This is a genomic window from Salmonella sp. SA14318 (assembly GCF_029866905.1).
Classification (GTDB): Bacteria; Pseudomonadota; Gammaproteobacteria; order Enterobacterales; family Enterobacteriaceae; genus Salmonella; species Salmonella enterica.
Window position 1 is genome coordinate 1,655,847 of the sequence record NZ_CP123282.1, and the last position, 24,253, is coordinate 1,680,099.

At 52.7% G+C, this 24,253-nt stretch carries 23 protein-coding genes and 1 pseudogene; 14 read left to right on the forward strand and 10 right to left on the reverse strand.

Going from position 1 to position 24,253, the window contains the following annotated elements; translation table 11 throughout:
• Positions 1 to 138 precede the first annotated feature (138 nt).
• The 6 genes from folE to mglC all read left to right on the forward strand — a co-directional run bounded on the left by folE (position 139) and on the right by mglC (position 7,313).
• Complete coding sequence (gene folE, locus QEN32_RS07730; protein WP_001139611.1) at positions 139 to 807, forward strand: GTP cyclohydrolase I FolE; 669 nt, start codon at positions 139 to 141, stop codon at positions 805 to 807.
• Positions 808 to 821: 14 nt separating this feature from the next.
• Positions 822 to 1,964, forward strand: a complete 1,143-nt coding sequence (yeiB, locus tag QEN32_RS07735) for a DUF418 domain-containing protein YeiB (RefSeq protein ID WP_001518079.1) — start codon at positions 822 to 824, stop codon at positions 1,962 to 1,964.
• A 149-nt stretch (positions 1,965 to 2,113) separates the two neighbouring features.
• A complete protein-coding gene (galS, locus tag QEN32_RS07740) occupies positions 2,114 to 3,136 on the forward strand; it encodes an HTH-type transcriptional regulator GalS (protein WP_000628634.1) in 1,023 nt (340 codons plus the stop codon).
• A gap of 498 nt (positions 3,137 to 3,634) precedes the next feature.
• The gene (mglB, locus tag QEN32_RS07745) at positions 3,635 to 4,633 is read left to right on the forward strand and encodes a galactose/glucose ABC transporter substrate-binding protein MglB (protein WP_001036938.1); all 999 of its coding nucleotides are present in this window, start codon (positions 3,635 to 3,637) and stop codon (positions 4,631 to 4,633) included.
• A gap of 133 nt (positions 4,634 to 4,766) precedes the next feature.
• Complete coding sequence (gene mglA / locus QEN32_RS07750; protein WP_000535913.1) at positions 4,767 to 6,287, forward strand: galactose/methyl galactoside ABC transporter ATP-binding protein MglA; 1,521 nt, start codon at positions 4,767 to 4,769, stop codon at positions 6,285 to 6,287.
• Positions 6,288 to 6,302: 15 nt separating this feature from the next.
• Positions 6,303 to 7,313 (forward strand): galactose/methyl galactoside ABC transporter permease MglC, encoded by a 1,011-nt coding sequence (gene mglC / locus QEN32_RS07755; protein WP_001275101.1) that lies wholly within the window; start codon positions 6,303 to 6,305, stop codon positions 7,311 to 7,313.
• Between the two features lie 74 nt (positions 7,314 to 7,387).
• Here mglC and preA read toward each other — a convergent pair whose 3' ends face one another.
• The 8 genes from preA to QEN32_RS07795 form a co-directional block, all read right to left on the reverse strand.
• Positions 7,388 to 8,623, reverse strand: coding sequence for an NAD-dependent dihydropyrimidine dehydrogenase subunit PreA (gene preA / locus QEN32_RS07760; RefSeq protein WP_265322274.1), 1,236 nt, complete (start codon positions 8,621 to 8,623; stop codon positions 7,388 to 7,390).
• On the reverse strand, positions 8,617 to 9,858 hold the full coding sequence (locus QEN32_RS07765) for an NAD(P)-dependent oxidoreductase (protein ID WP_001136404.1): 1,242 nt from the start codon (positions 9,856 to 9,858) through the stop codon (positions 8,617 to 8,619). Before QEN32_RS07765 ends, preA begins: the two co-directional genes overlap by 7 nt.
• 204 nt (positions 9,859 to 10,062) lie before the next feature.
• Positions 10,063 to 10,308, reverse strand: coding sequence for a DUF2542 family protein (locus tag QEN32_RS07770; protein WP_000605187.1), 246 nt, complete (start codon positions 10,306 to 10,308; stop codon positions 10,063 to 10,065).
• The gene (gene sanA, locus QEN32_RS07775) at positions 10,305 to 11,024 is read right to left on the reverse strand and encodes an outer membrane permeability protein SanA (RefSeq protein WP_000920081.1); all 720 of its coding nucleotides are present in this window, start codon (positions 11,022 to 11,024) and stop codon (positions 10,305 to 10,307) included. Before sanA ends, QEN32_RS07770 begins: the two co-directional genes overlap by 4 nt.
• 176 nt (positions 11,025 to 11,200) lie before the next feature.
• Positions 11,201 to 12,085, reverse strand: coding sequence for a cytidine deaminase (gene cdd / locus QEN32_RS07780; protein WP_000553526.1), 885 nt, complete (start codon positions 12,083 to 12,085; stop codon positions 11,201 to 11,203).
• 153 nt (positions 12,086 to 12,238) lie between these two features.
• Entirely contained in the window at positions 12,239 to 12,934 is a 696-nt protein-coding gene (locus tag QEN32_RS07785) for a CidB/LrgB family autolysis modulator (RefSeq protein ID WP_000989296.1), read from the reverse strand.
• Positions 12,931 to 13,329: a CidA/LrgA family protein gene (locus QEN32_RS07790; protein WP_000045719.1), complete on the reverse strand. Its 399-nt coding sequence runs from the start codon at positions 13,327 to 13,329 to the stop codon at positions 12,931 to 12,933. Before QEN32_RS07790 ends, QEN32_RS07785 begins: the two co-directional genes overlap by 4 nt.
• Before the next feature lie 131 nt (positions 13,330 to 13,460).
• Positions 13,461 to 14,369 carry a LysR substrate-binding domain-containing protein gene (locus QEN32_RS07795; protein WP_000024658.1) on the reverse strand — a complete coding sequence of 303 codons (909 nt, stop codon included), beginning with the start codon at positions 14,367 to 14,369 and terminating at the stop codon, positions 13,461 to 13,463.
• Positions 14,370 to 14,494: 125 nt separating this feature from the next.
• Here QEN32_RS07795 and QEN32_RS07800 point away from each other — a divergent pair, with 125 nt between their 5' ends.
• From QEN32_RS07800 to dusC, 6 genes are all read left to right on the forward strand, one after another.
• Positions 14,495 to 15,853 carry an aromatic acid/H+ symport family MFS transporter gene (locus QEN32_RS07800; protein WP_023201136.1) on the forward strand — a complete coding sequence of 453 codons (1,359 nt, stop codon included), beginning with the start codon at positions 14,495 to 14,497 and terminating at the stop codon, positions 15,851 to 15,853.
• 11 nt (positions 15,854 to 15,864) lie between these two features.
• Entirely contained in the window at positions 15,865 to 16,902 is a 1,038-nt protein-coding gene (gene gtdA, locus QEN32_RS07805; protein WP_001289857.1) for a gentisate 1,2-dioxygenase, read from the forward strand.
• A 15-nt stretch (positions 16,903 to 16,917) separates the two neighbouring features.
• Entirely contained in the window at positions 16,918 to 17,619 is a 702-nt protein-coding gene (locus QEN32_RS07810; RefSeq protein ID WP_000170621.1) for a fumarylacetoacetate hydrolase family protein, read from the forward strand.
• 8 nt (positions 17,620 to 17,627) lie between these two features.
• Positions 17,628 to 18,272: a maleylacetoacetate isomerase gene (gene maiA, locus QEN32_RS07815; protein ID WP_000781183.1), complete on the forward strand. Its 645-nt coding sequence runs from the start codon at positions 17,628 to 17,630 to the stop codon at positions 18,270 to 18,272.
• A 14-nt stretch (positions 18,273 to 18,286) separates the two neighbouring features.
• A complete protein-coding gene (locus QEN32_RS07820) occupies positions 18,287 to 19,480 on the forward strand; it encodes a 3-hydroxybenzoate 6-monooxygenase (RefSeq protein WP_000150103.1) in 1,194 nt (397 codons plus the stop codon).
• Positions 19,481 to 19,588: 108 nt separating this feature from the next.
• Complete coding sequence (gene dusC, locus QEN32_RS07825) at positions 19,589 to 20,527, forward strand: tRNA dihydrouridine(16) synthase DusC (protein ID WP_023202765.1); 939 nt, start codon at positions 19,589 to 19,591, stop codon at positions 20,525 to 20,527.
• Between the two features lie 203 nt (positions 20,528 to 20,730).
• Here the strand turns inward: dusC and tnpA are convergent, their stop codons facing one another.
• The gene (gene tnpA, locus QEN32_RS07830) at positions 20,731 to 21,135 is read right to left on the reverse strand and encodes an IS200/IS605 family transposase (RefSeq protein WP_001169102.1); all 405 of its coding nucleotides are present in this window, start codon (positions 21,133 to 21,135) and stop codon (positions 20,731 to 20,733) included.
• 58 nt (positions 21,136 to 21,193) lie between these two features.
• Here tnpA and QEN32_RS07835 point away from each other — a divergent pair, with 58 nt between their 5' ends.
• Positions 21,194 to 22,399 (forward strand): transposase, encoded by a 1,206-nt coding sequence (locus QEN32_RS07835; protein ID WP_345947282.1) that lies wholly within the window; start codon positions 21,194 to 21,196, stop codon positions 22,397 to 22,399.
• Positions 22,400 to 22,469: 70 nt separating this feature from the next.
• Here the strand turns inward: QEN32_RS07835 and QEN32_RS07840 are convergent.
• Positions 22,470 to 22,613, reverse strand: a pseudogene (locus QEN32_RS07840) (hypothetical protein); the annotation flags it as partial.
• Between the two features lie 190 nt (positions 22,614 to 22,803).
• Between QEN32_RS07840 and mdtQ the strand changes: the two are divergent.
• A complete protein-coding gene (gene mdtQ, locus QEN32_RS07845) occupies positions 22,804 to 24,240 on the forward strand; it encodes a multidrug resistance outer membrane protein MdtQ (RefSeq protein WP_001081457.1) in 1,437 nt (478 codons plus the stop codon).
• The last annotated feature ends 13 nt before the right edge of the window (positions 24,241 to 24,253 follow it).

The window sequence follows — 24,253 nt, forward strand, 5'->3', positions numbered from 1 at the left end:
AGCGACAATTTCAACAATTATGGGCGTGAATACTGGATTATGTGCGCTACCTCACGCACAATAATCACACTGTCACAATATTGACAAACTTTGCCCCATGCAGGGCAGAGGCGCCACACCTGCAGGAGAACACGATTAATGCCATCACTCAGTAAAGAAGCGGCCCTGGTTCATGACGCGCTGGTTGCCCGGGGGCTGGAAACGCCGCTGCGCCCGCCTATGGATGAACTGGATAATGAAACGCGAAAAAGCCTTATCGCAGGGCATATGACTGAGATTATGCAGTTGCTGAATCTCGATTTGAGCGATGACAGTCTGATGGAAACGCCGCATCGTATCGCTAAGATGTACGTTGACGAGATTTTCGCCGGCCTCGACTATGCCAATTTCCCGAAAATTACCCTCATTGAAAATAAAATGAAGGTGGATGAAATGGTCACCGTCCGCGATATCACGCTGACCAGCACCTGTGAACATCACTTCGTGACCATTGATGGCAAAGCGACCGTCGCGTATATCCCCAAAGATTCCGTGATCGGCCTGTCGAAAATTAACCGCATCGTGCAATTCTTCGCCCAGCGTCCACAGGTTCAGGAACGTTTGACCCAACAAATTCTGACGGCGCTGCAAACCTTGCTCGGCACCAATAATGTAGCGGTATCGATTGATGCGGTGCATTACTGCGTGAAAGCGCGCGGTATTCGTGACGCAACCAGCGCCACGACGACGACGTCGCTGGGTGGATTGTTTAAGTCCAGCCAGAATACGCGCCAGGAGTTTCTGCGTGCCGTTCGCCATCATCCATGATTAAGGCGGAGACGATGGAACGTAATGTCACGCTGGATTTTGTACGTGGCGTCGCTATCCTCGGTATCCTGCTTCTTAACATTAGCGCCTTTGGATTGCCGAAGGCGGCTTATCTCAATCCCGCCTGGTACGGCGCGATCGTTCCCGAAGACGCCTGGTCCTGGGCGATTCTCGATATTGTGGCGCAGGCTAAGTTTCTTACGCTGTTCGCGTTGTTGTTTGGCGCGGGGCTACAAATGCTGCTTCCGCGTGGTAAACAGTGGATTCAGTCGCGCTTGACGCTATTGGTACTGTTAGGTTTTATCCATGCGTTATTCTTTTGGGACGGCGACATTCTGCTGGCCTACGGTCTGGTCGGATTAATTTGCTGGCGACTGGTACGCGACGCGCCTTCGGTAAAAAGCCTGTTCAATACCGGCATACTCCTTTATCTGGTCGGGATTGGCGTGCTACTGCTGCTGGGCGTGGTATCGAGTAGCGAAACCAGCCGCGCCTGGACGCCGGATGCGTCGGCAATATTGTATGAAAAATACTGGAAGCTGAACGGCGGCATGGAGGCTATCAGCAACCGGGCAGAGATGCTGTCAAATAGTTTACTGGCGCTCGGCGCGCAGTATGGCTGGCAACTGGCAGGTATGATGCTGCTGGGCGCCGCGCTAATGCGTAGCGGCTGGCTGAAAGGTCAGTACAGTCTGCGGCACTATCGCCGTACCGGGGTTCTGCTGGTGGCGTTAGGGCTAATGATCAACCTGCCTGCGGTCATTTTACAATGGCGGCTGGACTGGGCGTACCGCTGGTGCGCCTTCTTATTGCAGGCGCCGCGCGAACTGAGCGCGCCGTTGCAAACGCTGGGCTATGCCGCGCTGATGTTTGGCTTCTGGCCGCAGCTTAGCCGATGCAGACTGACGCTTGCCATTGCCTGCGTAGGGCGAATGGCGCTGACCAATTATCTGCTGCAGACGATCATCTGTACCACGCTGTTTTATCAGTTTGGCTTATTTATGAAATTCAATCGACTGGAACTCTTGTTCTTTGTCGTTCCGGTATGGGCAATAAACCTTCTCTTTTCCGTCATCTGGCTACGTTTCTGGCGACAGGGACCGGTCGAGTGGTTATGGCGTCAACTCACGTTGCGCGCGTCAGGATCGCTCAGATAACGATCTGGATCACATTCATTAACAAAATGGCTGTAACCGTTTCCATCCCTGTGATGTTTCTCACGCAGCCCTGGGCAGGGTGCTGACAAAATAGCCGCCTGCTAACGGGGCATTTGTGAGCATTTTTGAACTCAAACAGGGCAGTGAATATGATCACCATTCGTGATGTAGCGCGCCAGGCTGGCGTGTCTGTAGCGACCGTTTCCCGCGTACTGAATAACAGCGCGTTGGTCAGTCCCGACACCCGTGACGCCGTTATGCAGGCCGTCACCCTGCTGGGATATCGGCCAAATGCGAATGCGCAAGCGCTGGCCACCCAGGTGAGCGATACCATCGGTGTCGTGGTCATGGATGTTTCCGATGCCTTTTTCGGCGCTCTGGTGAAAGCCGTAGATCTGGTCGCGCAGCAGCACCAGAAATATGTTCTCATTGGCAACAGTTATCATGAGGCGGAAAAAGAGCGCCATGCGATTGAAGTCTTGATCCGTCAGCGTTGTAACGCATTGATTGTTCACTCAAAAGCCTTAACCGATCGCGAGCTGAGCGACTTTATGGATCAGATCCCCGGTATGGTGCTGATTAACCGTATCGTGCCGGGTTATGCGCATCGTTGTGTCTGTCTCGACAATGTGAGCGGCGCCAGAATGGCGACCCGAATGTTGCTGAATAATGGACATCAACGCATCGGCTACCTGGCCTCCAGCCACCGTATTGAAGATGACGCGATGCGCAGAGAAGGGTGGTTACACGCGCTGCAAGAGCAGGGGGTTGCTGCGTCGGAGAGCTGGATTGGCACCGGCACGCCGGATATGCAGGGCGGCGAGTCGGCAATGGTTGAGTTGCTGGGACGCAATCTGCAACTGACGGCGGTATTTGCCTATAACGATAACATGGCGGCGGGCGCGCTGACGGCGTTAAAAGATAACGGCATCGCCATTCCCTTGCATCTGTCTGTCATCGGTTTCGATGATATCCCTATTGCTCGTTATACCGATCCTCAGTTGACTACCGTGCGCTATCCTATTGCTTCTATGGCGAAAATCGCGACCGAGCTGGCGTTACAGGGGGCCGCAGGCACGCTGGATATCACGGCGACGCACTGCTTCATGCCGACCCTGGTACGGCGCCATTCGGTGGCGTGGCGACAGAATGCGGTACTGATCACTAACTGATTACGCCCCGCATGTAACCGTTTTCAATCTGTGAGTAAATTCACAGTTTATTAACATTGTGATAGCTATGATGACAACGTTTGTCGCACTGTAACTAATGTGTAACAGTTAGTTGTCAGTTTTGCTGGGGTATTTCGCTTATAAAAACCGTTATCACAATATCCCGCGACTACCGGACAAAAATAAAGAGTTGAATAAGAGCTTATCCCATTAGGGCTATTTTACTTGCCATTTTGGACCTGGGCAGTGCTCGCCAAAACGCGTTAGCGTTTTGAACGCCGCTAGCGGCGGCCCGAAGGGCGAGCGTAGCGAGTCAAACCTCACGTACTACGTGTACGCTCCGGTTTTTGCGCGCTGTCCGTGTCCAAACTGGCTGCGCCAATAACGCCTGGTGGGATAGGCTCTAAATACGCTTCGGCGTTCAGTAACACGCGTTAACGTGCTGAACAGCCGGGCATTTTTTTACGCTATACCCTACATAATAAAACCGGAGCTACCATGAATAAGAAGGTACTGACCCTTTCTGCCGTGATGGCAAGTCTGTTATTCGGCGCGCACGCGCACGCGGCTGATACTCGTATTGGCGTGACGATTTATAAATATGACGATAACTTTATGTCCGTGGTGCGTAAGGCTATTGAAAAAGATGGCAAATCCGCGCCGGATGTTCAGCTACTGATGAATGACTCGCAAAACGATCAATCTAAACAGAATGATCAAATTGACGTTTTATTGGCGAAAGGGGTTAAAGCTCTGGCGATTAATCTGGTCGACCCGGCAGCCGCCGGTACGGTGATTGAGAAAGCGCGCGGGCAAAATGTGCCGGTGGTGTTCTTTAACAAAGAGCCTTCCCGCAAAGCGCTGGACAGCTATGACAAGGCGTATTATGTCGGGACTGACTCTAAAGAATCCGGTGTGATTCAGGGCGACTTGATTGCCAAACACTGGCAGGCGAATCAGGGTTGGGATCTGAATAAAGACGGTAAAATTCAGTATGTTCTGCTGAAAGGCGAGCCGGGGCACCCGGATGCTGAAGCCCGTACGACGTATGTGGTGAAAGAGTTAAATGCTAAAGGTATTCAGACCGAGCAACTGGCGTTAGACACCGCCATGTGGGATACCGCGCAGGCAAAAGATAAGATGGATGCCTGGCTGTCTGGCCCGAACGCTAACAAGATTGAAGTGGTTATCGCGAATAACGATGCGATGGCGATGGGCGCGGTAGAGGCGCTGAAAGCGCATAATAAATCGTCGATTCCGGTCTTTGGCGTCGATGCGTTACCGGAAGCTTTGGCGCTGGTGAAATCGGGCGCGATGGCCGGTACGGTACTGAATGACGCCAACAATCAGGCGAAAGCGACATTCGATCTGGCGAAAAACCTCGCCGAAGGCAAGGGCGCGGCTGACGGCACCAGCTGGAAGATTGAGAACAAAATCGTGCGCGTGCCTTATGTCGGCGTGGACAAAGACAATCTGAGCGAATTTACCCAAAAATAACTTTTCCGTCTGTGGGCGCAATTTTGTTGCGCCCTGAAACCGTGGAAGGGTGACGTGCCGCAGACCGGATAACGTATTTCTTTTGCCATCCGGCGCGGATAGTCATAATTAAAAAGGCCGACAGGGTATCATTATGGGCAGCACGATCTCTCCGTCGTCGGGTGAATATTTGTTGGAAATGCGTGGCATTAACAAATCATTTCCCGGCGTGAAAGCGCTTGATAATGTCAACTTAAACGTTCGTCCGCACTCTATTCATGCATTAATGGGCGAAAACGGCGCAGGCAAATCAACATTATTAAAATGTCTTTTCGGTATTTACCAAAAAGATTCCGGCAGCATTGTATTTCAGGGAAAAGAAGTGGACTTCCATTCGGCGAAAGAAGCGCTGGAGAATGGGATTTCGATGGTACACCAGGAGTTAAACCTGGTATTACAACGTTCGGTCATGGATAACATGTGGCTGGGACGTTATCCCACCAAAGGTATGTTTGTCGACCAGGATAAAATGTACCAGGATACCAAAGCGATATTTGATGAACTGGATATCGATATTGACCCACGCGCGCGCGTAGGAACGTTATCCGTTTCGCAAATGCAGATGATCGAAATTGCGAAAGCGTTTTCCTATAACGCTAAGATCGTTATTATGGATGAACCGACCTCATCGTTAACTGAGAAAGAGGTTAATCATCTGTTCACCATTATTCGCAAGCTGAAAGAACGTGGCTGCGGAATTGTTTATATCTCGCATAAAATGGAAGAAATTTTTCAATTGTGCGATGAAATTACTATCTTGCGCGACGGTCAGTGGATTGCCACCCAGCCGCTGGAAGGGCTGGATATGGATAAGATCATTGCGATGATGGTCGGGCGTTCCCTGAACCAGCGCTTTCCGGATAAAGAAAATAAGCCGGGCGACGTGATTCTGGAGGTTCGTCACCTGACCTCGCTGCGCCAGCCTTCCATTCGCGATGTCTCCTTTGATTTGCACAAGGGCGAAATTCTGGGCATTGCCGGTCTGGTTGGGGCAAAGCGTACCGATATCGTCGAAACGCTGTTTGGCATTCGTGAGAAGTCGTCCGGGACAATCACTTTACATGGTAAGAAAATTAATAATCACACTGCGAACGAAGCGATTAACCACGGTTTTGCGCTGGTGACGGAAGAGCGTCGTTCCACCGGAATTTATGCCTATCTGGATATCGGATTTAACTCATTAATTTCGAATATCCGTAATTATAAAAATAAAGTGGGGTTACTGGATAATTCCCGGATGAAAAGCGACACCCAATGGGTCATTGATTCCATGCGGGTAAAAACGCCGGGGCATCGCACGCAAATTGGTTCACTTTCCGGCGGCAATCAGCAAAAGGTGATCATTGGTCGCTGGCTATTAACGCAGCCGGAAATATTAATGCTGGACGAACCGACCCGCGGCATTGATGTCGGCGCAAAATTTGAAATTTATCAGCTTATTGCGGAACTGGCGAAAAAAGGCAAGGGGATCATCATTATCTCTTCTGAAATGCCGGAGCTGTTAGGGATTACTGATCGTATCCTGGTGATGAGTAACGGTCTCGTTTCCGGCATTGTCGATACTAAAACAACAACGCAAAACGAAATTTTGCGTCTTGCTTCTTTGCACCTTTAAGATCAGGGGCTCCTTATGAGTGCGTTAAACAAGAAAAGCTTTTTGACCTGGCTGAAAGAGGGCGGAATTTACGTCGTTCTTTTAGTGTTGCTGGCGATTATTATTTTCCAGGACCCGACTTTTTTAAGTTTGCTGAATTTAAGTAATATTCTGACGCAATCTTCGGTACGTATTATTATCGCGCTGGGCGTGGCGGGACTCATCGTCACCCAGGGGACAGACCTGTCGGCGGGGCGTCAGGTAGGGCTGGCGGCGGTCGTGGCGGCAACATTACTGCAATCAATGGAAAACGCCAATAAAGTGTTTCCGGAAATGGCGACCATGCCGATTGCGCTGGTCATCCTGATTGTCTGCGCGATTGGCGCGGTGATTGGCCTGGTGAACGGCATCATCATTGCTTACCTGAACGTGACGCCGTTTATTACCACGCTTGGCACGATGATTATCGTTTATGGGATCAACTCCCTTTACTATGACTTTGTCGGCGCTTCGCCCATTTCCGGCTTTGACAGCGGCTTTTCCACCTTTGCACAGGGCTTTGTGGCGATGGGCAGTTTCCGGCTCTCATACATCACCTTTTACGCTCTGATTGCGGTAGCGTTTGTCTGGGTGCTGTGGAATAAGACCCGCTTTGGTAAAAACATTTTTGCTATTGGCGGCAACCCGGAAGCGGCGAAAGTTTCTGGCGTAAACGTGGCGCTGAACCTGCTGATGATTTATGCGCTCTCCGGCGTGTTTTATGCCTTCGGCGGCTTACTGGAAGCAGGGCGTATTGGTTCTGCCACCAACAACCTCGGCTTTATGTATGAACTGGATGCGATTGCCGCGTGCGTGGTCGGGGGCGTATCGTTTAGCGGCGGAGTGGGGACGGTCTTCGGCGTGGTGACCGGCGTCATTATCTTTACCGTCATCAACTATGGCCTGACCTATATCGGGGTAAACCCGTACTGGCAGTACATCATCAAAGGCGGCATTATCATTTTCGCCGTGGCGCTGGACTCGCTGAAATACGCGCGTAAGAAGTAGTTATCCAGACCTATTACTTTGCTTATCAGATAACCCGGCGCAGCGAAACTGCGCGCCGGGCTTCATACCGCGAGCTACAGCGTTAACGCGTGCTCTTTTTCGCCTTTTTTAAATTTGACCTCGCCTAAATCAATACAGGCGACCGGGCAGACATGACCGCACAGCAGACAACCGACGCATTTTTCCGTATTGCAATGCGGCGTGCGGCTGTGTTCATCCCACTCCATCGCCTGATGGCCGCCGTCATAGCAGGAGATATAGCAACGTCCGCAGCCGACGCATTTCTCCTGATTAATCCGCGGATAGACGATATAGCTGCGATCCAGGTCTTCCGCCGGGATAATATTGCCATTCGCCAGTCCGATCATCTCCTGTAATGAGGCAAATCCCTGATCGGCCAGATAGTGGCTGAGGCCGCTCGCCATATCTTCTACAATGCGGTAACCGTATTGCATAATGCCTGTCGTCACCTGTAGGGTCGCCGCGCCCAGCAGCAGAAATTCGGCAGCGTCTTCCCAGGTTTCAATGCCGCCGATACCGCTAATCGGGAAATCGCGCAGATCAGGGTGCATTCGCAACTGCTGGATAAAACGCAGCGCAATGGGTTTCACCGCTTTTCCTGAATAACCGGAGATACTGGATTTACCGTTAACCACCGGCATCCCGATTTTGCGGTTCAGGTCGATGTTAGTAATGGATTTCACGGTGTTGATGGTGGCGATACCGTCGGCTCCGCCGCGTTTAGCGGCCAGCGCGACTTCGCACATATCGCCAATATTCGGCGTCATTTTCGCCAGCATTGGCAAAGATGAACCGCGTTTTACGGCGCGGCAGTATTTTTCAACCAGCTCCGGGCTTTGCCCTACATCGCTTCCCATGGCGTGCGAGGTCATCTGCGGGCAAGAGAAGTTACACTCAATCATATCCGCGCCGGCTTCTTCAACCAGACGCGCCAGTTCCTGCCACTGCTGCTCATTTTCCCCCATGATGGAAGCAATCAGCACCTTATCCGGATAATCCTGTTTTAGCCGTCGAATGGCGGCCAGATTCTCTTCCAGCGGATGCTCAGCAATTTGCTCCATGTTTTTGAAACCAATAAAACCGGTATCTTCTTTCGTCAGGTGGTCAAAACGTGGAGAGACTTCGTTGGCAATAAAAAAACCAATGGTTTTAAAAACGATCCCGCCCCAGCCGGTATCATAGGCTTTGGCGCACATCTCATAACAATTGCCTACCGGAGAAGAAGAAAGGCAAAACGGATTGGGAAACTTAACGCCGCAAAAGGTAACAGACAAATCTTTTGTTAACATGAGCAGGCCTCCTCTAAATAATGATGAATAGCCTGAGCGGCTTCTTTTCCGGTTTTTACCGCATAAACGACGGTCTTATCACCTTTAACAATATCGCCAGCGGCAAAGATCGCCGGGTCGTCGGTTTGATAATTGTGCGTGTCGATAATATTATGCTGCGCTTTTATCTCCGCAAAGTTATCCAGTCGCGCGTGCTGCCCCACGGCCAAAATAATATTTTCCGCTTCCAGCGTCAGTTCTCCTGAGTGGCGTACATGGTGGAAGGTCACTTTATTTCCGCTGACGGCGACAGGCGTAAAGCCATCAATAATCGATACGCCTAATGCCTGCGTGCTGGTAAATTCTTTTTCGCTGGCGGGGAATTCGGCTAATTCTTCCCGCGCCACGCAGGTGACGGAAGGGCAGCCGAGAATTTTTAACGTACTGGCGACATCCATCGCTACGTCGCCGCCGCCAATAATTAATGCGCTACGCGGAACGCTAATATCGCCGTCGGCCTGACGGGCGCGCTGTAAAAAATCAACGGCAATCTCTACGTGACTGGCTTGCTCAAATAACGGTAAATCAGAGCCACAGGACATCCCGACGGTCATCAGCACGGCGCGATATTCGGCTTTGAGTTGCGCAAGCGATAGCGACCCGCCCACCTCACAATTACATTTAATATTGACGCCCATTTCTACAATGCGGGCAATTTCCTGATCGAGTACGCTTTGCGGCAGACGAAATGCCGGGATGCCGTGACGCAGCCATCCGCCGGGCTGCGGCTGTTTTTCGTAAATGGTGACGTCATAGCCTAAATGCGTGAGCGTCACGCTTGCCTGCAAACCTGCCGGACCCGCGCCAATAATCGCGACTTTCCCGCGTGTTTTACTCCCGGGCTGATAAATCTGCATGGCAGTCTGCTGTTCAAAATCGGTAATAAAACGTTGCAGGCGTGCAATATCAATAGGTTTATCTATTCCGGAACGTGTACATCCGCGCTGGCATAATTTTTCCGTCGGACAGACTCTGGCGCAGACAGCACCAAGCGCGTTATTTTCCCGGATAGTTTCCGCTGCGCCTTTAAAATTGCGAAAGTAAATAGAACGAATAAATTTCCCCGGATCGGTTTGCGCCGGGCAAGCCTGACTACAGGGCGCATCGTGACATAATAAACAACGCGAAGCCTCTTTTATTGCCAGTAATGGCGTAAAACCAGGCGTGAGTTCATCCAGATAATTTTGTTGCGGCATATAATCTTCCTTAATGCTTGAATAAATTAAGGCGAAACGCAAATAACGCGTTTTAATGATCCAAAATCTACCGCCAGCCTAAGCATTGAAAGAAGGGTATTCTGTGAAAGAATTCACAAAAAAATGAAACCAGAATGCAAAACAGCATTTGTTCCTTATATCATAATAATAACTATTCTCAATTTTAAAGGGATAATAAATAGATTAACGATAAAAAAGAAGATAAATAATCATTCCAGTAAATAAAAAACCGCAACCGGTATAAAGAAAAAGATAAGACCAATATTGTACGGGATCGGCATGGCGATAAACATAAACCGGTTTTCGCGCATTTTTGACAACTTTATCTACCGCGCCGGTTCGCCAGCCTTTCCAGGCCTCACGGAAGCAAAAAAGCGGGAGTAGCAGAAAGGCTAATATGACAAATATCGTCTGTACATCCATGATCATTTCCCTTTTTTCTTTTCCAGTTCAAGCAATTGTTCCGGCGTAACGGCCGGATATCCCTGGGCGTCATTCGGCACCTGATGCTGCGTGGGAATAGGTACCAGCGGGCCTAAAAAACGCGGTTCGCGTTTAAAAATATAGAGATCCGCCAGCGCGCTAAAGCGGGCGCCAAATTCGCGCAGGCGCACTGTCAGCATATTTTTGGGCGAAGGTACCGCGTAACACTGCGCCTGAATGCCCATATGCAGCGCAATAAACAAGGCGCGTTCGCAGTGGAAGCGCTGAGTGATGATAATAAAGTCGTTGGTATCAAACACTTTGCGGGTACGCACAATGGAGTCAAGCGTACGGAAGCCAGCGTAATCAAGCACAATGTCCGCAGGATCGACGCCCGCCGCGATAAGGTCTTTGCGCATGGTCATCGGTTCGTTATAGCTTTGCAGGGCATTGTCGCCGCTGAGCAGCAGGTAATTGACTTTACCGCTATTGTAAGCGTTTAACGCGCCCTGGATACGATAACGATAGTACTGATTAATGACACCCTTGCGATAGTATTTGGCTGTCCCTAACACGACGCCAACCTGGCGGTAGGGAAGATCCTGTAGCTCGTCATAGATATAGGGCGCTGTTTTCCAGCTCATCCACCGATCGAGGCCAAGCACCGTCAACAGCAGCAAGCCTACCAGGACCAACAGGCTGTAAAACACGCGCTTTAACATGCAGGAAACTCGATACCAGGATGAAAGTACGATCAGGCTACTGTACCCGAAGACGTAGCGCAAGAAACCGCCGTCTGATTGCGGAGATTTTCAGCATGATTTCCCTTGTATCGGGTCGCGGGAGAGGAGAGTCAGGCCGGATAAGACGCCAGTGCGTCGCTATCCGGCACATTTGCTTAGCCGAGAAGCACGCGGTCAATATTATGGCAACCTAACGCTTTCAGCGTTGCGGCGGTGGCATCCCATTGAATTAATGCTGCATCGCCTTTTTCCGCCAGAATCGCACGCTGAATATCCGCATAGTCATAGCCATTGAGACTCAGCAGGTTTAGCGCGCCTTGCAGCGGGGGAAGCGTAGGGTTAAAGGCGGCGTTTTCCGCATAGCTGCCGGTGAAAATACGGCCATCTTTACATTCCAGCGCCACGCCGCTCGGTGAGTGGCTATAAGGCATATGGCTCTTATTGGCTGCCGTAATCGCCGCTTGCGTTAGCGTATCGCCCGTTAACGTAAAGCCATGATCCTGCTCGTCCATCAGCAGCGTTTTGATCTCCAGATCTTTTGGCCCGAAAGCGTCAGGCAGATAATCGCGTAACGTATGCGGCGCGCGGCCCGGCAGATGAATGCGCAGATCCAGACCGCTGTTCAGCTCGTTCATAAACTGGCGACAGTGGCCGCAAGGCGTGTAGTTAACGGTGACGGCGGCGAGCCCTTTTTCGCCGCGTAGCCAGGCGTGGCTAATCGCGCTTTGTTCAGCATGCACAGTTTGTTGCATGGTGGCGCCCAGGAACTCCATATTCGCGCCGAAATACCAGTTGCCGCTAACGCCGCGCGCAATCGCGCCGACGTTAAAATGGGACAAATCGGTACGGGCGCAGGCCGCCGCCAGAGGTAACAGTGCGAAAGCCAGCGCGTCTTCGTCCAGTCCCGCCGTATTTTTAAGCGTCGAGACCTGCTCTGCGGTCAGCATGGCGGGAAAATGGTGGTCCGCCAGGATAGGGGCCAGCGCTGATTGCAAATTATCCGCAAGCTGGGCAAAAGCAGTTTGAAAACGTGGATGCATGGCGTTGCCTCATAACAATGTAATGGAACCGTAGTTTACGGGCCTGCTATGTCTTAATATGTGATCTAAATCTCATTGCTTATGCAACTTGTGAAACTTCAATGAAAAATGCGCGACGTATCGCAAATTTTAACCCGGTCTTTTGTCCCGTCGTTAGCGCATTACCGCCAGAATGAGCGGAAACAAAAAGGGCGCTACCAGCGAGGTAATAATGCCGCAGATCACCAGCGCCAGGGAGCTAAACGCGCCTTCCTGGTAATCCAGCTCGGCGCAGCGCGCAGTACCGAGCGCATGTGAGGCGGTCCCCATTGCCAGCCCGCGTGCGGCTTTAGTACGGATGTGCATCGCGTTTAATAGCGTGTGGCCAAACACCGCGCCCAGAATACCGACAAAAATTACGCATACCGCGCTGATCGCGGGGATGCCGCCGATGCTGCCGCCCACCGCCATCGCGATAGGCGTAGTCACGGATTTAGGCAGTACCGATGCCGCGATTTCAGGCGTTGCGCCCATCAGCAAGGCAACGGATGTTCCGGTAATCATCGCTACCAGACTGCCGACAAAACAGATGCTAATAATGGATTTCCAACGCGCGCGAATCTGGTGCAATTGTTCATAAAGGGGATAGGCCAGTGCCACTACCGCCGGTTGCAGCAGATCGTTAAGTACTTCGCTGCCTTTGAAGTAGTGCTCGTAGGGAATACCGGTCAGCAACAGAAAAGGAATAATGACTACCATTGCCACCAGCAGCGGATTCAGCAACGGCATTTTAAAATGCGCCGCCAGTCGGCGGGCGGCGAAAAATACCGCCAGCGTCAGCGGTAACGACCACCAGATATATGTCATCATTTTTTCGTTCCCTTCTGCCCAACCACTTTACGCTCACCGTGTATCAGATGTGAACTCCAGCTTACGACCACAAAAACGACCAGCGTACTGATAGCGCAAGAGACCACCACCGGGCCGAATTGCGCGCGCAGTAAGTCAAAATATTGCATGACCCCAACGCCAATCGGCACAAACAGCAACGCCATATAACGAATCAGCACATAACAGCCGGGGTTAACCCACTTTGCCGGCAGAATTTGCAGCGCCAGCAATACAAACAGAATTAACATCCCGATAATGCTGCCGGGAATAGTGATAGGAAGCAGTGATGCAAGAAAAATGCCTGCGTACAAACAGGCATAAATCAATACAAAAGCGCGTATATATTGCCAGATAATATTCAGTGACTTACTCATGTTTAAAGCCCTTGATGAGATGGATTCATCATACAATTAAACGTTAAAACGTGCTACCGATCACATCATGAATTCTTAGCATAGTGGGTATAGACAGCAGGAACATCGGGCAATGCCCCTGGTCGGCGGTGTTAAACCTGGGCTAAAAAATACAAAAAGCGACTCAGGGCCAAAGACGGCGTCTCATTCTTACGCCAGAACATCCCTACGCTGCCTTTTTGCTCAATTTTTGGCAAGTTTAAAATCGCCAGTTGCCCCTGGCTGGCATAGCGTTGCGCCAGCCGTAAAGAAAGAATAGAGATCATATCGCTGCTTTGCAGCAAATTGGTGCTGACGTTCATTGACGCCGATTCAATGGTGTTTTCCGGGAGCATGACGCCGTTATCGACGAGGGCGTTATCAATACTGATGCGAATAGGGGTGCCGGTTGGCCAGACTATCCACCGCCAGTGCGCCAGATCGCTCCAGGCAATCTGCGCTCGCGCGGCCAGCGGATGGTGCGGACGCGCCACAAAGCAGACCGGCTCGGTATAAAGTACCTGATAATTAAGCGGCAGTTGCAGGGCGCGTCCGCCGACACGCCCTACCACCACATCCACCTGACCGGCAAGCAAATCGTGCAGCAGCGGCGTCATTACCTTTTCTTCAATATTCAGATGCAGCGTCGGCATTTCGTTAAGCAGGCTCAGAATCGCCTGTGATACGCAGTCAGTCGCCACGGGCGAACAGCCGATCTTCAGGCTGCCAACCAGGCCGCCCTGCTTGAAACGGGCGATTTCATACTGTGAACGCTCCAGATCGTTAATTAGGCGCTGGGCGTGCTGGAGCAGTAATTTACCGCCTTCCGAGGGGCGTAGCCCTTTACTGTGGCGCTCAAAAAGCGTGATGCCTATCTCATCTTCGAGTTGAGATAACCACTTCGATAGCGCCGGCTGGGAGATATTCATCATCCGGGCGACGTGCGTCAGGTTGCCCTGTTCGCCCAGCGCAACCAGCGTTTGCAGGTGATGTAATTTCAATTTCTGCGCCCAGTTCGCCATTCGCTATAACCTCCAGGTTATGTCTCTGCCTGAAAAGCCATTGTACATTTTATTGCTCACTCTACAAACTCGTAACATAGCAAACATAAAAACAACATCTATCTCCCTGCACTGAGGCATTAGCTATGACTCAACGACGTGATCTACAAGCCCTTATTGATGCCGCGCCCGTCGGCAAAATGCAGTGGCGCGTTATCATCTGCTGTTTTCTGGTGGTTATGCTCGACGGTTTCGACACCGCCGCGATTGGCTTCATCGCCCCGGATATTCGTACTCACTGGCAGCTAAGCGCCAGCGAACTTGCGCCGCTGTTTGGCGCAGGGCTGCTGGGGCTTACGGCCGGCGCGCTGCTATGCGGGCCGCTGGCGGATCGTTTTGGCCGCAAGCGGGTCATTGAGCTTTGCGTGGCGCTATTCGGCGCATTGAGCCTGCTTTCCGCTTTCTCGCCGGATATAGAAACCCTGGTGTTGCTGCGCTTCTTAACCGGTCTGGGACTGGGCGGAGCGATGCCGAATACCATCACCATGACGTCGGAATACCTTCCCGCTCGTCGACGCGGAGCGCTGGTCACGCTGATGTTCTGCGGTTTTACCCTGGGGTCGGCGATGGGCGGGATTGTGAGCGCGCAACTGGTGCCGCTGATTGGCTGGCACGGAATTCTGGCGTTAGGCGGCATCTTGCCTTTGCTGCTGTTTTTCGGCCTGCTGTTCGCGCTGCCGGAATCTCCCCGCTGGCAGGTACGCCGCCAACTACCGCAAGCCGTTGTCGCCCGGACGGTCAGCGCCATTACCGGCGAGCGCTATCACGATACGCAATTCTTTCTGCATGAGACGGCAGCCGTCGCCAAAGGCAGTATTCGCCAGCTTTTTGCCGGGCGACAACTTGTCATTACCCTGATGTTATGGGTGGTGTTCTTTATGAGCCTGCTCATTATCTATCTGCTTTCCAGCTGGATGCCGACGTTACTTAACCATCGCGGTATTGATCTGCAACAGGCGTCGTGGGTGACTGCCGCATTCCAGGTTGGCGGCACGCTTGGCGCGCTGTTACTCGGCGTGTTGATGGACCGGCTTAACCCGTTCCGGGTACTGGCGGTGAGCTATGCGCTGGGCGCGGTTTGCATTGTCATGATAGGCCTGAGCGAAAACGGCCTTTGGCTGATGGCGCTGGCAATTTTTGGTACCGGCATCGGTATTAGCGGTTCCCAGGTCGGGCTGAATGCTCTGACGGCGACGCTGTACCCCACCCAAAGCCGGGCGACGGGCGTGAGCTGGTCGAACGCCATTGGACGCTGCGGGGCGATTGTCGGTTCGCTCTCCGGCGGCATGATGATGGCCCTCAATTTCTCTTTCGATACGTTGTTTTTTGTCATTGCTATTCCGGCGGCTATCAGCGCGGTAATGCTTACCCTGCTGACAGTGGTTGTCCGCCTTTCGATTTCTGTACCTGACGACCTGCCGCGTGCCAGCGTCGTAAACGAATAAGGAGAATCTCCATGTCTGAAATAAATCAGAACGTAAAAGATAGCCGTCAGCAGTATTACCAGCATATTTCCGGGCAGAATCTGACGCCGCTGTGGGAATCGTTACATCACCTGGTACCGCAGACGCCAAACGCCAACTGCGCGCCGGCCTACTGGAATTATCAGGAAATTCGTCCGCTACTGATGGAAAGCGGCAATGTCATTGGCGCGAAAGAGGCGATCCGCCGGGTGCTGGTGCTGGAAAATCCGGCATTGCGCGGTCAGTCGTCGATCACGGCGACCTTATACGCTGGTTTACAGCTGATCCTGCCCGGCGAAGTCGCGCCGAGTCATCGCCATAACCAGTCGGCGCTGCGTTTTATCGTCGAAGGTAAAGGCGCATTTACCGCGGTGGACGGCGAGCGCACGCCAATGCATACCGGCGATTTTATCCTGACGCCGCAGTGGCGCTGGCACGATCATGGTAATCCGGGATCAGAGCCGGTGGTATGGCTGGATGGTCTGGATCTGCCGTTAGTCAACCTCCTGGGCTGTGGGTTTGCGGAAGACTATCCCGAAGATCAGCAGCCGGTGACGCGAAAAGAGGGCGATTATCTGCCGCGCTATGCAGCGAATATGCTGCCGCTGCGCCACCAGCGCGGGAACTCGTCGCCGATTTTCAACTACCGTTACGACCGCAGTCGCGAGGCGTTGCACGATCTGACCCGTATGGGCGATCCGGATGAGTGGGAAGGCTACAAGCTGCGTTACGTTAATCCCGTCACCGGCGGTTATCCGATGCCGTCGATGGGCGCGTTCCTGCAACTGCTGCCAAAAGGCTTTGCCTCGCGTGTGGCGCGGAGCACCGACAGCACTATCTACCACGTCGTTGAAGGGGCAGGGCAGGTCACTATCGGCAACGAAACTTTTCATTTTTCCGCAAAAGACATTTTTGTGGCGCCGACCTGGCATGAGGTGTCGTTTCGCAGCAGCGAAGACACGGTGTTATTCAGCTTTTCGGACAAGCCGGTTCAGGAAGCCCTGGGGCTGTTCCGCGAAGCACGTTATTAATTAGGGAGAGAGAACATGACCAAATATGTATTCCAGCCGCAGGCCCCGGTGACAGTACCCGTGGCGGGCAGTGATGAGCAGTTTCCGGTACGTCGCGTTTACTGCGTGGGTCGCAACTATGCCGCCCATGCCCGTGAAATGGGCTTTGATCCCGATCGCGAACCGCCGTTCTTCTTTTGTAAACCAGCGGACGCTGTCGTCCCGGTAGCGGCGGGGGATACCCTGGAACTGCCGTATCCGGCGCAGACCGATAACTACCATTATGAAATTGAGCTGGTGGTGGCGATTGGTAAAAAGGGGAGCGATATCCCGCTGGAAAAAGCCCATGAATATGTCTGGGGATACGCCACCGGTCTGGACATGACGCGTCGCGATCGTCAGATGGAAATGCGTCAGATGGGACGCCCGTGGGAAATTGGCAAAGCGTTCGATCTCTCCGCGCCCATTGCGCCATTACACAAAGCTGCTGAAACGCATAATGTGGATAACGCCCCTATTTGGCTACAGGTTAACGGCGAAGACCATCAGCGCAGCGATATTCGTCATCTGATTTGGTCGGTGAATGAAACCATCAGCTATTTGTCCGGCTTTTTTGAATTGCAGCCAGGCGATTTGATTTTCACCGGTACGCCAGAGGGGGTGGGCGCAGTGGTGAAAGGGGATGTCATCACCGGGAACGTAGAAGGTCTGACGCCGATTGCTGTGAAAATTGTCTGAGGTGAACGATGAAGCTGTACAGTTTCTTTAATAGTTCGGCGTCTTATCGTGTACGTATTGCGCTGGCGTTAAAGGGGATTGATTACCAGACGGTGGGCGTCAATATTCGTATCGGCCAGCAGAATGCGCTGGCCTACCGACGGATGAATCCGGTAGGCCTGGTGCCGACGCTGGTCACTGATGACGGCGAATCGTTGGGGCAATCGCTGGCCATCGTCGACTGGCTGGACCGACATTTTCCGCAAACGCCGCTGCTGCCGACGAGCGACCCGGCGCGCAGCCAGGCGCTGGAAATTGTCTACGCTATCGCCTGCGATATACACCCAATCAATAACATGCGCGTGTTGCGCTACCTGACCGATGAGCTGAAGGTTAGCGAAGAGGATAAAAAACGCTGGTACGCCCACTGGATACAGCAAGGGTTAAGCGCGGTAGAGCAGCTATTGCGTAAAAGTCAGTCCGGACGATTCTGCGTGGGCGACGCGCCAGGCCTTGCGGACTGCTGCCTGATTCCTCAGTGGGCGAATGCGCTCAGGATGGGCTGCGATTTATCAGGCTATCCGCGCTGTAAAGCCGTTTATGACGCCTGCGTACAGCTACCGGCGTTTATTGCCGCCGCGCCGGAAAATCAACAAGATAAAATCCCGGCCTGAAAAGGAGAATGACCATGACTCACGTGACAAGCGCAATTATTGTAGGTGGCGGAATTGGCGGCGCGGCGACCGCGCTGTCGCTGGCGCGCCAGGGAATAAAAGTCATGCTGTTGGAAAAAGCGCACGAAATTGGCGAGATTGGCGCGGGTATTCAGCTTGGGCCGAACGCTTTTTCGGCGCTGGATAGTCTCGGTGTGGGCGATGTTGCCCGCCAGCGTGCGGTGTTTACCGATCACATTACCATGATGGATGCCGTGAATGCCGAAGAAGTGGTATGCATTGAAACCGGACAGGCGTTCCGTGACCATTTTGGCGGGCCGTATGCGGTAATTCACCGGGTAGATATTCATGCAACGGTATGGGAAGCGGTGCTGACGCACCCTGGCGTGGAGTATCGTACCTCGACCCATATTGTCGATATCCGCCAGACGCCGGATGACGTTACGGTGTTTGATGAGCAGGGAAATAGCTGGACGGCGGATATTCTCGTGGGCTGCGACGGCGTTAAATCGGTCGTGCGGCAAAGTTTACTCGGCGACGCGCCGCGCGTAACGGGGCATGTAGTCTATCGGGCGGTGATTGATTGCGACGATATGCCGGACGATTTACGTATTAACGCACCGGTGCTGTGGGCAGGCCCGCATTGCCACCTGGTCCATTATCCGCTGCGCGGAGGCCAACAGTACAATCTGGTGGTGACATTCCACAGCCGCCAGCAAGAAGAGTGGGGCGTGAAAGACGGCAGTAAAGAAGAGGTGCTCTCTTATTTTGCCGGCATTCATCCCCGCCCGCGCCAGATGCTGGATAAGCCGACCTCCTGGCGCCGCTGGTCGACCGCCGATCGCGAGCCGGTCGCGAAATGGGGAACCGAGCGTATCACTCTGGTGGGCGACGCCGCGCATCCGGTGGCGCAATATATGGCCCAGGGCGCCTGTATGGCGCTGGAAGACGCCGTCACGCTGGGCAAAGCGCTGGAACGCTGCGACGGCGACGCGCAGCAGGCATTTGCGCTGTATGAGTCGGTGCGTATTCCCCGCACGGCGCGTATCGTCTGGTCTACCCGCGAGATGGGGCGTCTCTATCACGCCGCCGGGGTGGAGCGTCAGGTGCGTAATCTTTTGTGGAAAGGGAAATCGCAAGAGGCGTTTTATCGCGGTATCGAATGGCTGTACGGCTGGAAAGAAGATAACTGTCTTGAGCCGCGTTGAGCGCCTTACGTGACGTAGCGTGGCGTTTGCGCCGCCACCCGGCAAAAAGTTTTGCTCATTGCAGAGAGGCGTTATGATAGCGCCTCTTTTTTTGCTGTGGATACCGATATGCGTGTTTTACTGGCGCCGATGGAAGGCGTGCTCGACGCGTTAGTGCGCGAGCTGCTGACCGAAGTGAATGATTACGATCTCTGCATCACCGAATTTGTGCGCGTGGTGGATCAGCTGCTGCCGGTAAAAGTGTTTCATCGCATCTGCCCGGAGTTGCATCACGCCAGCCGCACGCCGTCCGGCACGCCGGTGCGTATTCAGCTTTTGGGCCAGCATCCGCAGTGGCTGGCGGAAAACGCCGCGCGGGCGACGGCGTTGGGATCGTATGGCGTAGACCTGAACTGCGGCTGTCCGTCAAAAGTGGTGAACGGCAGCGGCGGCGGCGCGACATTGCTCAAAGATCCCGAACTCATCTATCAGGGCGCGAAAGCGATGCGGGCCGCGGTACCGTCGCATCTGCCGGTGACGGTAAAAGTGCGTCTCGGCTGGGATAGCGGCGATAGAAAATTTGAAATCGCCGATGCGGTGCAGCAGGCCGGCGCCAGTGAACTGGTGGTGCATGGTCGTACCAAAGCGCAGGGCTACCGCGCCGAGCATATCGACTGGCAGGCGATCGGCGAAATACGCCAGCGTCTGACTATTCCGGTTATCGCGAATGGCGAAATCTGGGACTGGCAGAGCGCGCAGGCATGTATGGCGACCAGCGGCTGCGATGCGGTGATGATCGGCCGTGGGGCGTTAAATATTCCTAACCTGAGCCGGGTGGTGAAGTATAACGAGCCGCGTATGTCGTGGCCGGAAGTAGTGACGTTATTACAAAAATATACCCGGCTGGAAAAGCAGGGCGATACCGGTTTATACCATGTCGCGCGTATTAAACAGTGGTTGGGATATTTACGTAAGGAATATATTGAGGCGACGGAACTCTTTCAGTCGATTCGGGCGTTAAACCGTTCGTCCGAGATTGCGCGGGCGATTCAGGCTATTAAAATCTAATCTCTACAGCGTCCAGAACGTGTGCCGGGCAGATACTATCGCTGCCCGGCGCAGGAATCAGAAAATCATCTTAAACACGCCCGTTACCACCAACAGCCCAATCAGAAAAATAATTAAGATCGCCCATCTTAACTCCAAATTCCCCTCCCGCCGACATAAGGCGGGTGGGGAATTTGGACGGGCTTGAAAAGCCCGAAGGATCATCAGCCACGCTGATGTTGAATGTATTGCTTCACAACTTCCAGCGGCGCACCTCCGCACGAGCCAGCAAAGTATGACCTCGACCAGAGCACGGCTTTTCCGTATGCTCCCCGCAAATCAATAAATTCGTTTCGCAGACGGCGGGATGTCACAGCTTTCAGTGAGTTAACCAGTACCGAAAGCTGCACTGTTGGTGGGTATTCGATCAGCATGTGGACATGATCGACGTCTCCGTTACTTTCTTTAAGTTCTGCACCAAAATCACGGCAGACTTCTGCTGCATACTGATGGAATGCAGCATAGTGTGACTCTCCCAGTATTTTTCGACGGTATTTTGTTACAAAGACAAGATGAACATGCAAAAGGAAGGCGGCATGTCTTGAACGATTAATATTATGTTTTTGCATTGAAGTTGACCGTAAAAACAGTAACATAGCAAACAAATCTCCTACACACTGAGTGATGATGCTAATCCTGAAAGCCTACAAATTCAGACTGGAACCAACGCCTGAACAGTCGCAGCGTTTGCGGCAGTTATGTGGTTGCGCCCGTTTTGTCTGGAATTTAGGTCTTGCGGAGACAAAGCGCCTCCTTGGCTCAGGCGAAAAGTTACCTTCGGCTTTCGAGTTGAACAGGATGCTTACAGTGTGGAAAAAAATGCCGGGACACATCTTTTTACAGGATGCTTATACCGACAATCTGCAACAAAAGTTGAAAGACCTGCATGCTGCATGGAAACGTTGCTTTGATAAAAAGCTCGCAGCTAAGGCCCCGGTATGGAAACGAAAAAATGAGGGCAGAGACTCAATCCGTTTTGTGAACTTTGAGAAATATTGCCGCCTTGAAAATCGCAGAGTGAAGCTACCGTCAGGTCTTGGGTGGGTAAAATTCCGGCAATCTCAACGTGTGAACGGTAAAATCAAAAATGCGACAATCAGTCAGTTAGCGGGACAGTGGTATATCTCGTTTCAGGTTGAAGTTGAAACGGCAGAACCCAATCACACAAGCACAACGATAGTCGGTCTGGACGCAGGAGTAACAAAACTCGCCACGCTTTCAGACGGTACGGTATACCAACCAGTCAACAGTTTTAAAGCAAGTCAGCGCAAGCTGGCAACACTCCAGCGGCAGTTAAGCCGTAAAGTCAAATTCAGCAGTAACTGGCAGAAACAAAAGCGAAAAGTCCAGCGTCTGCACTCGCACATAGCCAATATCCGGCGCGACTACCTTCATAAAGTTACCAGTGAAATCAGCAAAAACCACGCGATGATAGTCATTGAGGATTTGAAGGTTAGTAACATGTCGAAATCGGCAAAAGGTACAGCAGAACAGCACGGACGAAACGTCAAGGCCAAATCAGGTCTAAACCGTTCGATACTGGATCAGGGCTGGTATGAAATGCGCCGCCAGCTTGAGTACAAACAGCTCTGGCGTGGCGGTCAGGTGCTTGCGGTTCCGCCAGCATACACAAGCCAGCGTTGCGCGTGCTGTGGTCATACCGCGAAAGAAAATCGCCTGTCACAAAGTAAATTTGTGTGTCAGGCATGCGGATATACAGCGAACGCTGATGTAAACGGCGCTCGTAACATTTTAGCGGCGGGGCACGCCGTTCTTGCCTGTGGAGGGATGGTGCAGTCAGGCCGCCCGTCTGAAACAGGAACCAGACGCTGAGCAATCAGTCGTCACCCACTAATGGGAATCCCCCTCCTGAGTCACGAAGTGCGAAGGTGGGGGTGGATGTCAAAGAAGAATTTTCATTGTTTGTCCCTTTATTGGTAAATACAAACAAAGTATAGGAAAGTATTAAGCCATCTGCTGCTTTGTTGGGCGCGGCGACGTTTAACTCATGAAGGCTGCTGGCGCGTATTGCAGCAAAATCGTTCATTTATGAACGGGTTAGTGGGACTTTTCATTGAAGTATTACATCAAAAAATGTATCAGATGAAATTATTTGCTAATCATATAAATTTCAAAATATGTCTTTTGTTGTCTGATGATGTATTGCCACGCGTAACTAAAAAATAGATCGCCGTAAGACGTACTCTCTTCGCACCTTTTTTTATCAGAACACCTCCATGAATCGTAATTCTTTCCTTGCCGCGACAGCGAGCTTACCGCTTTTTATTTTGCTGGCGGGCTGCGCCCCTATGCACGATACCCGCCAGTCGCTGACCCAGCAGACGCCCTCTTCTCATGTTGATTCCAGCCTGCCGGCGGCATTGAAAAACGGTTGGCCGGATAGCCAGTGGTGGAAGGCGTATCACGATGCGCAGCTTGACGCGCTGATTGATAATGCCATACAGCATTCGCCGGATATGCAGGTGGCTGAACAGCGTATTCAACTGGCGGAAGCGCAGGCGAAAGCGGTTGAGGCGCAGGACGGCCCGCAGCTCGACTTTTCTGCCGACATTGAGCGCCAGCGAATGTCCGCGGAAGGGCTGATGGGGCCATTCGCGATTACCGACCCTGCGGCGGGAACGACCGGGCCGTGGTATACCAACGGTACATTCGGCCTGACGGCGGGCTGGGATCTGGATTTATGGGGGAAAAACCGCGCTGAAGTTACTGCGCGGATCGGGGCGGTCAAAGCGCGCGAAGCGGAGCAGGAGCAGACCCGACAATTGCTGGCAAGCGGCGTGGCGCGACTCTACTGGGAGTGGCAGACGCAGGCGGCGCTGAAAAATGTGCTGATGCAAATCGAGCATGAGCAGCAAAACGTGGTGACGGTAAACCGGGAGCTGTATCAACACGGCATTACTTCTTCTGTTGAAGGGGTCGAGACCGATATCGACGCCAGCAAAACCCAGCAGCAGTTGAATGACGTTAACGGTAAAATGAAGGTTATTGAAGCGCGGCTCAGCGCGTTAACCAATACGCAATCGGCGGCGCTCAAGCTGCGTCAGGTGAGTCTCCCCGCCGTTGAAAGCCAGTTACCGTCGCAACTGGGCTATTCGTTGCTGGCGCGCCGGGCGGATCTACAGGCCGCACACTGGTACATTGAATCCTCGTTGAGCAGCATTGACGCCGCGAAGGCCGCGTTTTATCCCGATATCAATCTGATGGCTTTTTTACAGCAGGATGCGTTACATCTGAGCGATCTGTTCCGCCATTCCGCACAGCAATATGGCATTACCGGCGGGCTGACGCTGCCGATTTTCGACAGCGGCAGGCTGAATGCCAACCTCGATATCGCCAAAGCGCAAAGCAACCTTTCTATCGCCAACTACAACAAAGCGGTGGTAGATGCGGTTAATGATGTGGCGCGCGCCGCCAGTCAGGTAGAGACGCTGGCGCAGAAAAATCAACACCAGCAGCAGATTGAGCATGACGCGCAGCGTGTGGTCGGTCTGGCGCAAGCGCGCTTTAATGCCGGCATTATTGCGGGTTCCCGCGTGAGCGAGGCCAAAATCCCGGCACTGCGCGAGCAGTGTAACGGCTTGCTGTTGCAGGGCCAGTGGCTGGATGCCTCTATTCAGCTTACCAGCGCGCTGGGCGGCGGTTATCATTCCTGATTTTTCCGGATGA

Excerpts from the sequence above, each read along its gene's own strand:
- folE (WP_001139611.1), top strand. The coding sequence starts at position 139 with ATGCCATCACTCAGTAAAGAAGCGGCCCTGGTTCATGACGCGCTGGTT.
- yeiB (WP_001518079.1), top strand. The coding sequence starts at position 822 with ATGGAACGTAATGTCACGCTGGATTTTGTACGTGGCGTCGCTATCCTC.
- galS (WP_000628634.1), top strand. The coding sequence starts at position 2,114 with ATGATCACCATTCGTGATGTAGCGCGCCAGGCTGGCGTGTCTGTAGCG.
- mglB (WP_001036938.1), top strand. The coding sequence starts at position 3,635 with ATGAATAAGAAGGTACTGACCCTTTCTGCCGTGATGGCAAGTCTGTTA.
- mglA (WP_000535913.1), top strand. The coding sequence starts at position 4,767 with ATGGGCAGCACGATCTCTCCGTCGTCGGGTGAATATTTGTTGGAAATG.
- mglC (WP_001275101.1), top strand. The coding sequence starts at position 6,303 with ATGAGTGCGTTAAACAAGAAAAGCTTTTTGACCTGGCTGAAAGAGGGC.
- preA (WP_265322274.1), bottom strand. The coding sequence starts at position 8,623 with ATGTTAACAAAAGATTTGTCTGTTACCTTTTGCGGCGTTAAGTTTCCC.
- QEN32_RS07765 (WP_001136404.1), bottom strand. The coding sequence starts at position 9,858 with ATGCCGCAACAAAATTATCTGGATGAACTCACGCCTGGTTTTACGCCA.
- QEN32_RS07770 (WP_000605187.1), bottom strand. The coding sequence starts at position 10,308 with ATGATCATGGATGTACAGACGATATTTGTCATATTAGCCTTTCTGCTA.
- sanA (WP_000920081.1), bottom strand. The coding sequence starts at position 11,024 with ATGTTAAAGCGCGTGTTTTACAGCCTGTTGGTCCTGGTAGGCTTGCTG.
- cdd (WP_000553526.1), bottom strand. The coding sequence starts at position 12,085 with ATGCATCCACGTTTTCAAACTGCTTTTGCCCAGCTTGCGGATAATTTG.
- QEN32_RS07785 (WP_000989296.1), bottom strand. The coding sequence starts at position 12,934 with ATGATGACATATATCTGGTGGTCGTTACCGCTGACGCTGGCGGTATTT.
- QEN32_RS07790 (WP_000045719.1), bottom strand. The coding sequence starts at position 13,329 with ATGAGTAAGTCACTGAATATTATCTGGCAATATATACGCGCTTTTGTA.
- QEN32_RS07795 (WP_000024658.1), bottom strand. The coding sequence starts at position 14,369 with ATGGCGAACTGGGCGCAGAAATTGAAATTACATCACCTGCAAACGCTG.
- QEN32_RS07800 (WP_023201136.1), top strand. The coding sequence starts at position 14,495 with ATGACTCAACGACGTGATCTACAAGCCCTTATTGATGCCGCGCCCGTC.
- gtdA (WP_001289857.1), top strand. The coding sequence starts at position 15,865 with ATGTCTGAAATAAATCAGAACGTAAAAGATAGCCGTCAGCAGTATTAC.
- QEN32_RS07810 (WP_000170621.1), top strand. The coding sequence starts at position 16,918 with ATGACCAAATATGTATTCCAGCCGCAGGCCCCGGTGACAGTACCCGTG.
- maiA (WP_000781183.1), top strand. The coding sequence starts at position 17,628 with ATGAAGCTGTACAGTTTCTTTAATAGTTCGGCGTCTTATCGTGTACGT.
- QEN32_RS07820 (WP_000150103.1), top strand. The coding sequence starts at position 18,287 with ATGACTCACGTGACAAGCGCAATTATTGTAGGTGGCGGAATTGGCGGC.
- dusC (WP_023202765.1), top strand. The coding sequence starts at position 19,589 with ATGCGTGTTTTACTGGCGCCGATGGAAGGCGTGCTCGACGCGTTAGTG.
- tnpA (WP_001169102.1), bottom strand. The coding sequence starts at position 21,135 with ATGCAAAAACATAATATTAATCGTTCAAGACATGCCGCCTTCCTTTTG.
- QEN32_RS07835 (WP_345947282.1), top strand. The coding sequence starts at position 21,194 with ATGCTAATCCTGAAAGCCTACAAATTCAGACTGGAACCAACGCCTGAA.
- mdtQ (WP_001081457.1), top strand. The coding sequence starts at position 22,804 with ATGAATCGTAATTCTTTCCTTGCCGCGACAGCGAGCTTACCGCTTTTT.